Raw genomic sequence first — 14,853 nt, 5'->3', positions numbered from 1 at the left:
CTTTTTGCCTGTTCCACCTCGGGCTGCCGAGGGAGGCCAAGACTCCCAAGGGCACGACCGCGCAGCGCCACGCATCCCAAGGCCGACGGTCGCGCGATAACTCCATGAGCGCGGGCCTTACGGCCTGTGCCGAGCCAAGCCGAGCCGCGCCGCGAGACCGGGGCAAGGCGGCGAGCGGCTGCACGACGCGCGACAGCCCCGCGCGCGACGCGTGACGTGTCCGGCCCATCTGATCGACACAGCAAGACAGACCTTAGACGTCCCTTCGGGCCATCGTCCTTGACGTGCGCCATTGGGGCAGGGTGCTCCTGCCGGCGGGCCTTGGCCGCCAGTGACCTTGTGTTCAGGCCAAGAAAAACGGCGTCCGTCCCTGGGGACGAACGCCGTCATTTCGGAAGGCCCTGACCTGAGTGGTCAGGTCATGGCTTAGAGGCCGGAGCCGCCGCAGCCGGTCCTGAAGTAGTCATCGATCAGCGACAGTTGCTGAGCGGCGATCGCACGGGTCCAGGACGGACCGTGGCCATAGTCCTCCAGCACCGTGTACTGCACGTCCTGGCCGCTGGCCCGGGCGTTGCGGACGAAGGCATCGGATTGCTCCAACTGCACCGTCTGGTCGCGAACGCCGTGGAAGACCATGATCGGAATGCCGATGCGCGATGCCTCGTTGACCGGGCTGAGGCCGTTCACGGTGTCGCGCTGAGCCTCGCGCGTATAGGGATTGTTGAACAGCGACGACCGGATGCGTGTCAGATCCGACACCCCGGCCCCGGCGACGGCGCATTTGTAAAGGCCATCGGGACGGACCGACGCGGCCATGGCCGCATAGCCGCCATAGGAGAAGCCGTACATGGCCACCCGGTCTGGCTGGGCCACGCCCTGCGAGACAAGCCAGCGGACGCCGTCGTCCAGGTCGTCCTGCATCTTCTGGCCCCACTCATTGTCACCGGCCAGCCAGAGGCGCTTGCCCCAGCCGTCGGAGCCGCGGAACTGGGGCTGCAGCACGGCATAGCCGCGCGACGTCAGCAACTGACGCCACATCGAGCCGTCCCAGGCCATTTCGTCCCGCGACCAGGGGCCACCGTGCGGCATGATGACGGTGGGGTAGGGGCCCGGGCCGTAAAGCACTTCGGACGGCTTGCTGAGGAATGCGGGGATGTCCAACCCGTCGCGCGCCTCATAGTAAACCAGCGACGTGGAGCCGAGCGATGCGGCCTGGATCTGCGGATAGGGCTTGGCCAGCGGCACCAGGGCCGCGCCTTCGCGCAGCAGGTAGAATTCACCCGGATCGTTGACGCCGCCCGCCCAGATCACGGCCACCTTCATGTCGTCCGACATGGAGACGACGTCGATGTAGCGGTCGTTGGCATAACGGATGGTGCGGGTGTTGCCCGTGGCCGGATCGGTGATCCGGACCGGGGTCTCTTCGATGCCGAGCGCTTGCTCGATGCCGTCGACCATCGAGGCATAACCCGGCAGCACCGGGAAGTCGGTCGTGCGCGGACCGCCGTAGCTGAAGCTGACGATCTCGCCGAAGTTCGGCCCCTGGGTGGTCTCGATAGACAGGCCGGTGGCTTCGAACAGCGGATGCTCGAACAGCACCTCGCCAATGGTGCGGGTGGCGACGTTGTACTCAAAGATGGCCGCCTTGTCCCGACCGCGGTTGGAGATGACATAGGCGATGTTCGGATCGGTCGAGAAGCCGGCGATGCTGAACACCTCGCGATCGCGTGCATATGACCGCGCATGTTCTTCCCAGGCACCATTGGCCGTCCGGAACTGGGTTGCGGTGTAAAGGCCCGTCGCGTCGCGATCGATGATGACCCGGACGCGCAGCTCGCCGTTCAGGTCCGTCTCATAGCCGATGGTCCGCTCGCCGCCGCGCTGGATGCGCTCGGCGCGATTGTTGCGCACGTTCAGGCGATAGACGTCGGCACCGACCGAGACGAGGATGTTGTTGGGATCGTTCGGCAGGGCATCGACCACGCCCGGGCTGCTCAGCCGCGCGGCCTGTTCTTCGCTTTCCGAACGTGTCGGCAGGGCGGTCATGGGATCGCGCCAGTCGCTGCCCTCGAGGTCGGTCAGATACAGCTTGCTGAGGAAGGTCTTCACCACCCCGCCGCCGCTGTTGAAGTCGTAGGTCTGCCACATGGAAACGGCCAGCACGTCGTTCTTCACGAAGGCGACGCTGCGGATCTTCATCTGGGTGGACGAAAGGCGGTTGGGCGGACGGCTGAGGTCGGAGGTGTCCCACACCAGGATGGTTCGGTCCTCGCCCGAGCCTTCCAGAGCGGCCATGTGACGGCCGTCCGGCGAAACGACGAAGCCGGACATCAGCGGAAAGGCTGCGAACTGGGCGATCGTGGGCGGCACGGGCCGGCTGCCGTTTACGTCCTGAGGCGGAACATTGGTGGCGGGCTGCGTCTGGGCCATGGCCACGCTACCGAGACCTGCGGCCATCGCGAGGGCCAGCATGGAGATTTTCAGTTTATACAATGGACTATTCCAAAAAACGCTGACCGACAGCGCGGTGAAATCCATACAATCAAATCCTCCGGCCACTTACAACACATGCTTGCCGGGGCCGCCGCGCGTCATCTTGTCAAATAAGTGGCGCTGCCGAACAGGAATCTTAACGAAATCGGTGGCATCCGGCCCGACTCGCCCTAATCGGTAACTTTCCCTTAAGGCGTTCGGGTGTTTCCTTAACGCGCTCATAACCATTGCGATTCGGCGGGGCGTTCGCGGTGGTGGAGAAGGGCAGGGTCGGTTGAGGTCGGAAACGAAATGTCTTTGTCACTAGTGCGTCCGCAGTCCACGGAACTGAAGCCCCGGATCGTCGTATTCGGCGTGGGCGGAGCCGGCGGCAATGCCGTCAACAACATGATCGATGCCGGCCTCGAAGGGGTCGAGTTCGTCGTGGCCAATACCGATGCCCAGCATCTGTCGTTCGCCAAGACTGACCGTCGCATCCAGCTGGGTGAGACCATCACCCAGGGCCTGGGTGCCGGTGCCCACCCCGAAGTCGGCATGAATGCCGCCGAGGAAAGCGCCGAGGAAATCTATGGTCACCTGGAGGGTGCCCATATGGTCTTCATCACCGCCGGCATGGGCGGCGGGACCGGCACGGGCGCTGCGCCCGTCATCGCCAAATGCGCGCGCGACCGCGGTATCCTGACCGTGGGCGTGGTGACCAAGCCCTTCACCTTCGAGGGGCGTCACCGCATGCGGCTGGCCGACAGCGGGATCGCCGAGCTGCAACGCTATGTCGACACCCTGATCGTCATTCCGAACCAGAACCTGTTCCGCGTCGCCAACGAACGCACGACCTTTGCCGACGCCTTCGCCATGGCCGACCAGGTTCTGCACTCGGGCGTGCGCTCGATCACCGACCTGATGATCCTGCCGGGCCTGATCAATCTGGACTTTGCCGACGTCCGCGCCGTGATGTCCGAAATGGGCAAGGCCATGATGGGCACCGGCGAGGCCGCGGGCGACGACCGTGCCCTGATGGCCGCCCAGAACGCGATCGCCAACCCGCTGCTGGATGAAACCAGCCTGAAGGGTGCCAAGGCGGTGCTGGTGAACATCACCGGCGGCATGGACATGACGCTGCTGGAAGTCGACGAAGCCGCCAACGCCATTGCGGGCGAGGTGGACGCCGACGCCAACATCATCTTCGGGGCGGCCTTCGACCCCTCGCTGGACGGCCGCATCCGCGTGTCGGTCGTGGCGACGGGCATGGACGAAGCGGTCATGTCGAAGATCGAACCGACCCAGGACAGCCGCCGCACCGGCAACTTCACGCGCGCCCCGGAACCCGCCCGCGAGCCCATCCGGGAGCCGGCGCGTTACGAACACACCCGCGCCGAGGCGGTCCGCGCCGAACCGACCCGGGCCGAAGCCGCCCCCGTCGTGCCGACCTTCCAGTCAGCGCCCGCCGCTGCCCAGCCTGTCTATGCCAGCCGCGTGGCGGCTCCCGAGCCCGTGATCCATGTGGCCGAGGAGCGGGTGCTGGAGCCGATCGTGGACCCGTGGGTCGAGGCGTTCGAAGCCGATCACGGAACGACGGCCCGTCCCGCAACGGCGGCCGCCCAGGGTGACCTCTATCTGGAGCCGACCGCGCCGCGCAGTCGCCCGGAGCCGGAAGCCTATGACGAGGACTACGACCGGGATCATCACCGCAAGACCGGCTGGAGCCTGTTCGGCAAGAAGCGTCAGACCCAGCCGAGCTATACGCCCACGACGCCCCAAGCCTCGCGCCAGTCGGCCCAGATGCGGCCGATGACCCAGGCGGCACCGCAGGTCGAACAGCCGGAACCGGCGGACGACATGGAAATTCCCGCGTTCCTGCGCCGTCTGGCCAACTGATAGAGACGCCTCCCTCTCCCGCCGGGGAGGGAGGCGTCGCCACGGTTACCGAAACCGAAACAATCCGAAACCTGACTTTGATTTCGCACTTGCGATACGTGCGCTAGACCGTCCCTGGGGCGTAGTTTGCGCAAAGTGAGTGCGAGTTTTTCTGGTGTCGGTCCAACACGACCATCATGAACGGACGATCGTCGCGCCGGCCATCATTGCCGGGGTGGGCGTCCACACGGGTCAGCGCGTGCGCCTGGCCGTGCGTCCGGCCGCGCCTGGTGCGGGCATCGTCTTCGTGCGCACCGACATCACCGATCGCGACAACCGCATCCCCGTCTCGGGTGAGGCCGTGGTCGATGCCCGCCTGAACACCATGATCCAGAACGCGGCCGGCACCCGCCTGTCGACGATCGAACATCTGATGGCCGCCTTCTGCGCCCTGGGCATTTCCAATGCCGTGGTCGAGGTGGACGGGCCGGAGCTGCCGATCCTGGACGGGTCGGCGCTGCAGTTTGTGCAACTGCTGGACCGCGCGGGCTTCCGCCCTCAGCAGGCCCCGGTGCGCTATATCGAGATCCTAGAGCCGATCCGCGTCACGGACGGCGACAAGTCCGCGGCCCTGCTGCCCTGCGACCGATATGAGATGCGGTTCGAGATCGACTTCCCGACCCCGGTCATCGGCAATCAGGTCGTCGATTTCGTGGTGGACGAGGCGACCTTCCGGTCCGAGATCATGGCCGCCCGCACTTTCGGCTTCGCCCATGAGGTCGAGGCCCTGCGTCAGGCGGGTCTGGCGCGCGGCGGCAGCCTGGAAAACGCGGTCGTCATCGACGGCGACCAGATCCTGAACCCCGGTGGCCTGCGGATGGAACGCGAGTTCGTCAAGCACAAGGCTCTGGACGCCATCGGCGACCTGTACGTCCTGGGGGCACCCCTTCTGGGCCGCTATGAGGGCGTCAAGGCGGGCCATGCGGTCAACAACCTGCTGGTCCGTGCTCTGCTGGCCAATCCGCAAAGCTGGCGCGAGACGGTCCGCGTGCCGGACATGGCGATGGTGGGCTAAGGCCCCCTGTCTCCCCCCCCTGAAAGGCGGGGGAGGATTACAACCCGATCGCGCTCATCAACCTTCCGAAGTCCGGTTCCCCGTTCAGATGGGCCCGTCGGTTCGAGAAGAACTGCTCCGCATCGGCCGCCGTGTCATGTCCCGTCCAGGCGGCCTGACCGATGCCCGCCTGCTCCAGTCGCCACAGCACAAAGCCCGGCAGGTCGAAGCGGCGCTTGTCGGCGCTGTCGCCCGCGATGAAGAAGCGGTCGCTGCCGGGATCGTGATGCTCGAACCGTTCTTGAAAGTCCGCTCCGACCTCATAGCTGGCCTGGGCGATACAAGGGCCGACGACGGCGACGGTGTGGCGGGGATCGGCACCCAGGGCCTGCATGGCCGCGACGGTCGAATGGATGATGCCGCCCAGGGCTCCCTTCCATCCCGCATGGGCCGCAGCGACCACGCCCGCGTCCGGATCGGCCAGCAGCACGGGCGCGCAGTCGGCGGTCAGGACGGCGCAGATCACGCCAGGTGTCGCGGTGACGGTGGCGTCCCCCTCGGGCCGGTCGCCGTTCCAGGGGCCATCGGCCACGCGGGCCAGGGCAGAATGGATTTGATAGCAGGCGGCCAGATCGTCCGGCCCGCCACCCATGTGGGCGGCGATGCGGCGGCGGTTCTCGGCCACGGCGGCGGGGTCGTCGCTGGAACCGACGCCGGTGTTCAGGCTGGCATACAGCCCCTGTGACACCCCGCCCTGACGGGTGAAGAAGCCGTGGCGGACGCTGGCACCGGTCAACAGCGGATGGGTGATGGGGCTCATGACGTCACCTCGAAGCCGGGAACCGCCAGGGCGTGGGGGCCAAAGATACAGGCGGCCTTGAACAGTGTGCCCATCTGGTCGTCGGCCGTCAGACGGGCCAACTGCCGGTCGATGACGGGCGCGGCATCGGGCCGGCCCTGTTTCAGCCGCGCGGCCCGCGCCTCGATCCCCAGGCGGCGCAGGAACTCGCCCTGGCCGATGCAGCCGGTCACATCGGCGCCCGCATGCACAGCCGCCTCGAGCACGGCGGGGAAATCCGCCCACTGTGTCAGGTCGGCCTCTCCGGGGGAGGCCAGGGGGTCGACGCGGGTGTGGCGGCGCAGGGCCTGCAGGGTGTCGCCGGCCTCTGGCGCGGCCCGGCCATAGTCGATCAGCAGGGCGGCTCCTTCCGAGGCGGCGATGAGCGTTCCAATGTCGCGGCCAAAGGCGGCCTGCTGCTCGGATATTTCCACCGTCTGGCCGGGTTCGACCGGAAAGGACGGCCGGACGAAACCACCGCTGATGCCCACCAGGCCAAAGATCAGCGCACCGGAATCGTCGACCCCGATCCGGCGCTCGGCCCAGGCGGACCCCGTCGCGTCCTGCTCCGTCCGCACGAATTGCCGGGCAGGCATGCAGTCCAGCACCTCATTGGCGATCAGGATGACCGGGGCATCGGTCTCAACGGCGTCCAGAGACCGCACCCAGCGCGGGCTGACATCCGCCTGGCTCAAGGCTCGGGCCTGCATCGTCCGCAGCGGTGCGCTGGGCTCGATCAGGATCAGGTCGCAGGCTTCCAGAAACCCAGGCACCAGCCGCGCCGCACGCAGCGCATCGGCCATCAGGGTGCCGTCCCCCGGCCCGACCTCGACCACCCGGACCCGCTCGGGCGCGCCCAGGCGTTGCCAGGTCTCGACCGCCCACAGGCCGATCAGCTCGCCGAACATCTGGCTGACCAGGGGGGCGGTGATGAAGTCGCCGCCCTCACCCAGGGCAGGCCGGGTCGCATAATAGCCGTCCTGCGGATCATGCAGGCAGCGGGTGACATAGTCGGCGATCGTCATCGGCCCGGTCAGGGCGATCTCGCGTGCCAGCCGGTCCCGCAGCGACATGGGCTCAGGCGACGACGGGCGGACGGCTGCGCGCACGCCAGATCAGCCAGCAGCCGGCCAGGATCATCGGAATGGACAGCAGCATGCCCATGGTGACCACACCCTGCAGGGCCTCGGGCATGTGGGCATCCGGTTCGCGCACCGTCTCCAGCACCGCCCGGCTGAGGCCATAGCCCAGCAAGAAGATGCCGGTGACATAGCCCGGCTTGGACAAGAGGCGCAGCTTCCACACCGCCAGCAGCAGGATCAGGAACAGCAGCAATCCTTCCAGGCCGGCCTCATACAGCTGGCTGGGGTGGCGCGGCAGATCACCGGCCGGACAGCGGCCATAGGCCTTCAGGATGGTGTCGTTGCAGAACCGAACGCCCCACGGCACCTCGGTCGTGCGGCCCCACAGCTCGCCATTGATGAAGTTGGCCAGCCGCCCGAAGAACAGGCCGATCGGCGCAACCGGGGCCACGAGGTCACCCAGGCTGAGGATGTTGATCGAATGCTTGCGTGCGAACCATATGATGGCGATGGCGACGCCCAGGAAGCCGCCGTGGAAAGACATTCCGCCGGTCCACAGCTGCAAGAGCTCCAGACGCTGGCCCAGGGTGTCGCCGGTAAAGACCTGACCGAACAGGTCGGGGCGATAGAAGAGGGCATAGCCGAACCGCCCGCCCAGGATGATGCCGACCGTGACCCAGAGCACCAGATCGTCCAGCTGGACGGGGGTCACCGGAGCCTTGTTCGGCTCCCACACCGCCGCGTTGCGGGCCAGTCGGGCCGCATACCACCAGCCCAGGACGATGCCGGCTACATAGGCCAAGGCGTACCAGCGGATCGGCAGGGGGCCGATGCTGAACCAGATCGGGTCGAACTCGGGAAAGGGCACGGAGACTCCTCGAACCGTTTGACGTCCGGCCCTTTAGCAAGTGCCGCGGTCGCCGTCGCGCGGTTTTGATCCTGCCGTCGTTCCGCCGCATCGCGCCCCTAGATCGTTACGGTGTAAAGGATTCGTTCACCGTATCGGGCAAACATTCCTTAACGACGTCCGGAGCCGACGCCATGCAGACCCGCAACCCCTTTCTCGACGAATTCGCCAAGCTGACGACCGGTGCCATGGGCCTGGCCCAGGCTGCGGGCGAAGAGGCCAGGACCGCCATGCGCGCCCAGGGCGATCGCCTTGTGGCCGAGCTGGACCTGGTGCGCCGCGATGAGTTCGATGCCCTGAAGGCCGAGATCGCCGCCTTGCGCGCCGAGATCGCGACCCTGAAGGTCGGTGCCGCTGCGACCGGCAAGAAGCCTGTGGCGGGAACGTCCACAGGCGCGGTTCCCCCTGAGGACGCAGCCGGTTGAGCCGAATCTGTGATCCCGCCTACCGTCCAATCGTTGATCGTGAGTCGCGATCCGCACCCTGCCTGAATCGGACTGATTAATGGATGCTGCCCGGCCCGAAGAGATCGACATGCCCTACGATCCGCTGGACGTGGTGGAGCATGTCCTGACGGCCGAGAACCTGCCGTTCGACCGCACGGATGAGGGCGACCTGGCCTTTGCCCTGGCCGGGGACTGGAAGGACTATGAGCTGTGGTTCGCCTGGCGGCCCGAGGGCGACTGCCTTCAACTGTGCTGCGCCCTGGACCTGCGGATGGCCAAAAGCCGCCGCGCTGCCACCTATGAACTGATCGGACTGATCAACCAGCGCACCTGGATGGGGCATTTCGAGGTCTGGGCCGAGGACGGCGAGATCGTCTTCCGCCACTCCCTGGCTCTGCCGCACGGCGAGCGGCCCACCCTGGCCCAGGCTGCCTCGATGATCGATGCGGCGGTCGAGGCCTCGGATCGCTACTTCCCCGCTTTCGATTTCCTGATCCGCGGCGGCAAGAAGCCCCAGGAAGCCATCGACGCCTGCCTGTTCGAGACCGTCGGCACCGCCTGAGGCTTGCGAAGCCGCAGGCGACGGGCAAGTCTGTCGCCATGTACACATCCGATCGCCCCGTCATCCTGCTCGGCTGCGGCCGCCTGGGGTCTGCCTTGCTTGAGGGCTGGCTGGCCACAGGGACGTTGGCAGCAGAGCGGCTGATCGTGCTGACACCGTCGAACAAGACTGCGGCCGAGGCGGCGCGGGAGCGGGGGGCCCGGATCAATCCGCCAGAGGCTGTTCTGGCCGAGGCTGCCTCTCTGATCCTGGCGGTCAAGCCGGGCGTGTGGCGCGAGGCGTCGGGCCCGATCGCCGCCGCGCTGGCCGAGGACGTCACGATCGTTTCGCTGATGGCCGGGGTAGGGGCCCACAGTCTGTCATCGGTGTTCGGCAAACGCCCCGTCGTGCGCGTGATGCCGACCACGGCCGTGGCCCAGGGCCGGGGCGTCGCCGCCGTCTGGTCGAATCATGACAACGCACGGGCCGCCGCCCATGCTCTGTTCGACCCGGTCGCGGACACGGTGGATCTGACGGACGAGGGACTGATCGATGCGGCCACGGCGGTCGCCGGATCGGCACCGGCCTTCATCCATGCCTATGTCGAGGCCCTGGCGCGGGCCGGACAGGCGGCCGGACTGGATGCGGAGGCGGCCAGCCGCCTGGCGCGCGGGGCCCTGCGTTCGGCCGGAGCCGGGGCGGAAACCGGAGCCCCTCTGTCCGATCTGATCGCGCGCATCGCCTCGCCCGGCGGCACCACCGAAGCCGGGTTGAAGGCCCAGGCCGAAGCGGGCCTGGATGCGACGGCTATGGCGGCCGTGCAGGCGGCAGTGGCCCGGGCAAAGGCCCTGGGGAACTAGTCCCCTCGCGCGGCCTGTCGCGGGCTGAATTTCGGCGCGGGGGCCAGACGCATTACTTCGGCCTGATAGCGATCGTCGTCGCCGGCCAGGGCAAAGGGCAGGGCCCCGGCGACCGCATCCAGCATGGCGTTCAGCCAGGGCTGCTCGGCCTTGTGAAAATCGCCCAGCACATGGGGCATGACCAGATGGCTTTCGCCCGGATGACCCACGCCCATACGGGCGCGGCGGAAGTCGGCACCCAGATGGCTGATCAGGGACCGCACCCCGTTCTGGCCCGCCGCCCCGCCGCCGGTCTTCATGCGGAACCGGCCCGGAGCCAGGTCAATCTCGTCATGGAAGATGATGATCTGCGCCGGCGAGATCTTGTAGAAGCGCGCCGCCTCGCCCACCGCCCGGCCGCTTTCGTTCATGAAGGTCTGAGGCTTCATCAACAGGACCTTGTCCGTCCCGCCCGGCGTCTCGACCTCCCCATCGCGAACCACCGACTGGAACTTTGCCCGCTCGGGTCCGAAGCGCCAGCGGTCCGCGATCGCATCGGCCGCCATGAAGCCGATGTTGTGCCGGTTGTTCTGATATTTGGGGCCCGGATTGCCCAGGCCAGCGATGATGAACATGATGACGCTCTAGCCTGTCAGACCCGATAACAAAAACCCCGCCGCGGTAAACCGGGCGGGGTTTTCGACATTCGTAATGCCGAGGCGATCCGTCTTGCGACGATCAGTCTTACTCGCCGTCCGACTGTTCGGTGGCGGGAACCTCGTCGGCAGCCGCTTCGGCAGCGATGGCGTTCTCTTCGGCGATGGCTTCTTCGATCTCGTCGGCGGCCTTGGCAGCCGAGGAAGCCTTGATCGAAGCGATCATGAAGTCGCGGTCGCCGATCGCGGGCTCGACGCCTTCCGGCAGCTTGATGTCGGAGATGCGGATGGTGTCGCCCAGCTTGTGGCCGGCCAGGTCAACGATCAGGTCTTCGGGGATGTGGTCGGCACGCACGACGATCTCGACCGTGTGGCGCACGATTTCCAGCGAACCACCCTGACGGAAGGCCGGGCACTTGTCCTGGTTGATGAAGTGCACGGGCACTTCGATGCTGATGGTCTGCTTCTCGTCGACGCGCATCAGGTCGAAATGCAGCGGACGGTCGGTCACCGGGTCGAACTGCACGTCCTTGGCGATGACGGGCTGGCTCTCTTCGCCGTACTTCAGCGTGACCAGATGGCCCAGCAGCTTGCCGGTGTAGAGCGACTTGCGGAAGTCCTTCTCGTTGACCGAGATCGCGACCGGGGCCTTGTCGCCGCCGTACAGGATGCCGGGCACCGAGCCAGCGCGACGCGCGGCACGGGCACCGCCGGTGCCGACGTTTTCACGGACGTCGACGTTCAGAATGATCTCGGCCATCGGGCTCGCCTCAATAACGGTATCGCCGCGCTGCATGGGCCCGCGCGACGGGGTGAACACACCCTCGAATTCAAGAGCGCGGGCTAATACACGCCAAAGCCCGACCGCGCAACCGCTGTCGGGTTCGAGTCGATCAGTTGCCTGATCCGCGCACGGCCTGGGCGGAAGCGGTTGTCGCGTCGGCGGCGATCAGGCTCTGGCCCTCACCGGCCGCAACGGCAGTCGGCGTCAGGGACACGACGCGGGGCACGGTCGCCTCGGTGGTGCAGGTGGCCAGGTCGCGCACGATGTGACGGCCCATGCAGAACATGTCCTCATAGCTGGGGCGCGAGGCCGCCAGGCACTGGAACAGGTTCAGCTTGGACATATTCAGGCAGAACTCGCTGTTCGACTCGACCGTCAGGGCTTCGGTGTTGGCCCGATAGTCCTCGCCGCCTGCGCCCAGGGCTGCGAGGGCCGCGATCGCCAGGGCGTTGATGACGGCGGGGGTATAGGGCGGCGCCACCGTGGTCGCCTCAAGGTTCAGGCCGTTTCCGGCATGGGCGGCGGCGAACAGGCGGCTGGCCTCTTCGGCCGAAGGCAGCATCTGGGCCGCCGAGGCCGTCTTGGTGGACTCCAGCCGGACCTCGCGGTCCGCGATATGGGTGACGGCCCAGCGGCGGCGCGGGTCGCGACGTTCCTGGATCGTATAGGCATCGGCCTCCACCGCCTCGGCGATGGCCATCATGGTGGTGATGTCCTTGCCCAGGGTGGAGATGATCAGGCCGGCGGCCGCATCGGCCCCCGGCAGAGTGGCGGCGTAGGCCGGATCGGCGATGATGCGGTCGATCACTTCGCGGCGCTGGACCGGATCGGCGGCATAGGTGCGAACCCCGGCCACGAACTCGGGCGACTGGAGCGCCAGGATCGAGCCATAGGCGATCATGCCCCGCGACAACTGGGCGGGCTCATAGGCGGCACCGCGCCGGATCGCGACCTGGATCGACTCCGCGTCGGGGAAGCCCGCCTGGATGGTGCCCACCTCGCGGATGAAGGCCACATAGATGGAGGCCGCCTGGGCCACGCCTTCGTTCAAGGTGACGGGCGGAGGTGGCGGCGGAGGCGGTGCGACCACCGGCGCCGGGGCCGGCTCGGGCGTCGAACAGGCCGCAAGGACGGCGATGGCAGCAAGAGCGGCAACAGACAGACCGCGGCGCAGATTGGCCTTGGGCATCGGCGGTTATTCCCCACATGGACGCGCGGCGCGCTCGGGCGCACCGAAACTGTGGGTTCTATATCGCGTCGGAAGGCGTTTTCCGACCGTTAATCGAACAGTTTGGACACCGATTCTTCGTTGGCGATCCGTCGGATGGCCTCACCGATCAGCGGAGCCACGGAAACACTGCGAATCTTGGGGCAGTTCAAAACTTCGTGGGGTTGTTCGATCGAGTCGGTGATGACCAGTTCCTTCAGCGGGCCGTCCATCACGCGCTGCACCGCCGGACCCGACAGGACGCCGTGGCTGATATAGGCCGAGACCTCGGTCGCGCCCGAGTCGATCAGGGCCTTGGCCGCATTGACCAGGGTCCCGCCCGAATCGACGATGTCGTCGAACAGGATGCAGCGCCGTCCCTGGACGTCGCCGATGATGTTCATGACCTCGCTTTCGCCCGCCCGCGCGCGGCGCTTGTCGACGATGGCCAGGTCGGCATTCAGGCGGCTGGCCAGAGACCGGGCCCGCACCACCCCGCCCACGTCCGGCGACACGATCAGCAGGTCGTCGCCGCGCGGGTAGTTTTCCTTGATGTCCTGGGCCAGCACCGGCGTGGCGACCAGATTGTCGGTCGGGATGTCGAAGAAGCCCTGAATCTGGCCCGCATGCAGATCCATGGTCAGCACGCGATGAGCCCCCGCGCGGGTGATCATATTGGCGACCAGCTTGGCAGAAATCGGCGTCCGGCCACCGGTCTTCCGATCCTGACGGGCGTAACCGAAATAGGGCATGACCGCCGTGATCCGCTTGGCCGAGGCCCGAACCAGGGCGTCGGTCAGGATCAGCAGCTCCATCAGATTGTCATTGGCCGGATAGCTGGTGGACTGCAAAACGAAGACGTCCTCGCCCCGAACATTTTCCTCGATGACCGCGAAGACCTCGTTGTCGGCGAAGCGCTTCACCTGGGTCCGCGTCAGCGGCATGTCCAGGTGGTCAGCAATCGCCCGTGACAGGCTCCGGTTCGCGTTGCCAGACAGCAGCTTCATCCCCGGTCATCCTTTCGCCGTCATCGCGCTTCCAATGAGGCGCGTCGTATTGGCGCGCTTCTTATCAGCCGATCGCCCCCCCGCAAGCCGTGTCGGCCGATTTCGATCGCCGTCGCTGCATTGGCGAGGTGGGGTCGCTGGTGTAGAAGTGGCGCTCGTTGGTTATCGGTGACGCCCCGGCGTCGCCGCGCCTGGCTTGTCGTGAGGTCGTCCTTGCCCGTCCTGAAGTTCCGCTCCTCGCGCCTGATGCTCCTGGCGACGCTCGCCGCGACCGTGGCCGTTTCCGCCTGTGGCGGCAACAACAGCCGGCCGCGCCTGGCCTATGAGGAGCGCCCGGTCGAGGCCTTGTACAACACCGGCTATGAGCGGCTGGAGCGCAAGCGTTGGCGCGATGCGATCGACTACTTCCAGGAAGTGGAGCGCCAGCATCCGTATTCGGAATGGTCCCGCCGGGCCATCCTGATGCAGATTTACGCCTATTACCAAGATAACGCCTATCAGGACGCCATCGCGGCGGCGGATCGGTTCATCCAGCTGTTTCCGGGCAATCCGTCGGCGGTCTATGCCCACTATATGAAGGCGGTCTGCAACTGGGAGCAGATCACCGACGTGGGCCGCGACCAGGGCTATGCCCAGCTGGCGCTGACGGGCCTTCGCTATGTCGTGCGCAACTATGAAGGCACGCCCTATGCGACCGACGCCATGGTCAAGATCGACATGGTCAACGACCAGCTGGCCGGCAAGGAGATGGCCATCGGCCGCTACTATCAGCGTGGCAACCAGCCCCTGGCCGCCATCAACCGCTACAAGACGGTCGTCGAGAACCCGGATTATCAGCGCACCTCCCATGTGCCCGAGGCCCTGTACCGTCTGGTCGAGGTCTATGTCAGCCTGGGCCTGAAGGACGAGGCCACCCGCAATGCGGCGGTGCTGGGCTACAACTATCCGGGCAGCCCCTGGTACGCCGAGGCCTATGCCCTGCTGTCCGACGAGGGTCGCCGTCCCGAGGTCGCGCCGGAAGGCCGTCGTGAAAGCTGGTTGGAGCGCATCATCCCGGGGTGATGTTGCTGAATTGTTCTGTGGGTGATGTGACCGACCCCGTTGGCCGCTAGACTGGCCGCCATGACGAATCGCCCGACGCCATG

General features: G+C 66.6%; 14 protein-coding genes. 6 read left to right on the top strand and 8 right to left on the bottom strand.

Going from position 1 to position 14,853, the window contains the following annotated elements:
* Positions 1-426 precede the first annotated feature (426 nt).
* Entirely contained in the window at positions 427-2,472 is a 2,046-nt protein-coding gene (locus tag JIP62_RS05220) for an alpha/beta hydrolase family protein (RefSeq protein ID WP_201103845.1), read from the bottom strand.
* Between the two features lie 312 nt (positions 2,473-2,784).
* On the opposite strand from JIP62_RS05220, the gene ftsZ reads away from it, so the two are divergent.
* Together ftsZ and lpxC are read left to right on the top strand one after the other, a co-directional pair.
* Positions 2,785-4,368, top strand: coding sequence for a cell division protein FtsZ (gene ftsZ, locus JIP62_RS05215; protein WP_201103844.1), 1,584 nt, complete (start codon positions 2,785-2,787; stop codon positions 4,366-4,368).
* A 154-nt stretch (positions 4,369-4,522) separates the two neighbouring features.
* Positions 4,523-5,422, top strand: a complete 900-nt coding sequence (gene lpxC / locus JIP62_RS05210) for a UDP-3-O-acyl-N-acetylglucosamine deacetylase (RefSeq protein ID WP_201103843.1) — start codon at positions 4,523-4,525, stop codon at positions 5,420-5,422.
* 37 nt (positions 5,423-5,459) lie between these two features.
* On the opposite strand, the gene pgeF is transcribed toward lpxC, so the two are convergent.
* The 3 genes from pgeF to lgt are packed head-to-tail and all read right to left on the bottom strand — an operon-like array spanning position 5,460 to position 8,189.
* Entirely contained in the window at positions 5,460-6,221 is a 762-nt protein-coding gene (gene pgeF / locus JIP62_RS05205) for a peptidoglycan editing factor PgeF (protein ID WP_201103842.1), read from the bottom strand.
* Complete coding sequence (locus JIP62_RS05200; protein WP_201104589.1) at positions 6,218-7,312, bottom strand: class I SAM-dependent methyltransferase; 1,095 nt, start codon at positions 7,310-7,312, stop codon at positions 6,218-6,220. The genes pgeF and JIP62_RS05200 overlap by 4 nt, the downstream gene beginning before the upstream one ends.
* Before the next feature lie 4 nt (positions 7,313-7,316).
* Complete coding sequence (lgt, locus tag JIP62_RS05195; RefSeq protein WP_201103841.1) at positions 7,317-8,189, bottom strand: prolipoprotein diacylglyceryl transferase; 873 nt, start codon at positions 8,187-8,189, stop codon at positions 7,317-7,319.
* Positions 8,190-8,362: 173 nt separating this feature from the next.
* Between lgt and JIP62_RS05190 the strand changes: the two genes are divergently transcribed.
* The 3 genes from JIP62_RS05190 (at position 8,363) to JIP62_RS05180 (ending at position 10,075) form a co-directional block, all read left to right on the top strand.
* Entirely contained in the window at positions 8,363-8,653 is a 291-nt protein-coding gene (locus JIP62_RS05190; RefSeq protein WP_201103840.1) for an accessory factor UbiK family protein, read from the top strand.
* A 79-nt stretch (positions 8,654-8,732) separates the two neighbouring features.
* Positions 8,733-9,236 (top strand): type III secretion system chaperone family protein, encoded by a 504-nt coding sequence (locus JIP62_RS05185; RefSeq protein WP_201103839.1) that lies wholly within the window; start codon positions 8,733-8,735, stop codon positions 9,234-9,236.
* Positions 9,237-9,274: 38 nt separating this feature from the next.
* Positions 9,275-10,075: a pyrroline-5-carboxylate reductase family protein gene (locus JIP62_RS05180; protein ID WP_201103838.1), complete on the top strand. Its 801-nt coding sequence runs from the start codon at positions 9,275-9,277 to the stop codon at positions 10,073-10,075.
* Here JIP62_RS05180 and pth read toward each other — a convergent pair.
* The 4 genes from pth to JIP62_RS05160 form a co-directional block, all read right to left on the bottom strand.
* Complete coding sequence (gene pth, locus JIP62_RS05175; RefSeq protein WP_201103837.1) at positions 10,072-10,689, bottom strand: aminoacyl-tRNA hydrolase; 618 nt, start codon at positions 10,687-10,689, stop codon at positions 10,072-10,074. The genes JIP62_RS05180 and pth overlap by 4 nt on opposite strands.
* Positions 10,690-10,798: 109 nt before the next feature.
* On the bottom strand, positions 10,799-11,470 hold the full coding sequence (locus JIP62_RS05170; RefSeq protein WP_201103836.1) for a 50S ribosomal protein L25/general stress protein Ctc: 672 nt from the start codon (positions 11,468-11,470) through the stop codon (positions 10,799-10,801).
* A 133-nt stretch (positions 11,471-11,603) separates the two neighbouring features.
* Positions 11,604-12,683, bottom strand: a complete 1,080-nt coding sequence (locus JIP62_RS05165; RefSeq protein WP_230974874.1) for a hypothetical protein — start codon at positions 12,681-12,683, stop codon at positions 11,604-11,606.
* 89 nt (positions 12,684-12,772) lie between these two features.
* Complete coding sequence (locus JIP62_RS05160; protein ID WP_201103835.1) at positions 12,773-13,708, bottom strand: ribose-phosphate pyrophosphokinase; 936 nt, start codon at positions 13,706-13,708, stop codon at positions 12,773-12,775.
* A gap of 201 nt (positions 13,709-13,909) precedes the next feature.
* On the opposite strand from JIP62_RS05160, the gene JIP62_RS05155 reads away from it, so the two are divergent.
* Positions 13,910-14,770: an outer membrane protein assembly factor BamD gene (locus JIP62_RS05155; protein ID WP_407932729.1), complete on the top strand. Its 861-nt coding sequence runs from the start codon at positions 13,910-13,912 to the stop codon at positions 14,768-14,770.
* Positions 14,771-14,853 lie beyond the last annotated feature (83 nt).

The organism is Brevundimonas vitisensis, from assembly GCF_016656965.1.
Lineage (GTDB): Bacteria > Pseudomonadota > Alphaproteobacteria > Caulobacterales > Caulobacteraceae > Brevundimonas > Brevundimonas vitisensis.
Note: the sequence above shows the minus strand (reverse complement) of the source record. Positions and strands in the feature narration are given on the sequence as shown.

What these genes read in the sequence shown, in the direction of transcription:
- JIP62_RS05200 (WP_201104589.1), bottom strand. Translation starts at nt 7,312, where the DNA reads ATGTCGCTGCGGGACCGGCTGGCACGCGAGATCGCCCTGACCGGGCCG.
- JIP62_RS05160 (WP_201103835.1), bottom strand. Translation starts at nt 13,708, where the DNA reads ATGAAGCTGCTGTCTGGCAACGCGAACCGGAGCCTGTCACGGGCGATT.
- JIP62_RS05190 (WP_201103840.1), top strand. Translation starts at nt 8,363, where the DNA reads ATGCAGACCCGCAACCCCTTTCTCGACGAATTCGCCAAGCTGACGACC.
- JIP62_RS05165 (WP_230974874.1), bottom strand. Translation starts at nt 12,683, where the DNA reads ATGCCCAAGGCCAATCTGCGCCGCGGTCTGTCTGTTGCCGCTCTTGCT.
- pth (WP_201103837.1), bottom strand. Translation starts at nt 10,689, where the DNA reads ATGTTCATCATCGCTGGCCTGGGCAATCCGGGCCCCAAATATCAGAAC.
- JIP62_RS05180 (WP_201103838.1), top strand. Translation starts at nt 9,275, where the DNA reads ATGTACACATCCGATCGCCCCGTCATCCTGCTCGGCTGCGGCCGCCTG.
- pgeF (WP_201103842.1), bottom strand. Translation starts at nt 6,221, where the DNA reads ATGAGCCCCATCACCCATCCGCTGTTGACCGGTGCCAGCGTCCGCCAC.
- JIP62_RS05170 (WP_201103836.1), bottom strand. Translation starts at nt 11,470, where the DNA reads ATGGCCGAGATCATTCTGAACGTCGACGTCCGTGAAAACGTCGGCACC.
- JIP62_RS05220 (WP_201103845.1), bottom strand. Translation starts at nt 2,472, where the DNA reads ATGCTGGCCCTCGCGATGGCCGCAGGTCTCGGTAGCGTGGCCATGGCC.
- JIP62_RS05185 (WP_201103839.1), top strand. Translation starts at nt 8,733, where the DNA reads ATGGATGCTGCCCGGCCCGAAGAGATCGACATGCCCTACGATCCGCTG.
- ftsZ (WP_201103844.1), top strand. Translation starts at nt 2,785, where the DNA reads ATGTCTTTGTCACTAGTGCGTCCGCAGTCCACGGAACTGAAGCCCCGG.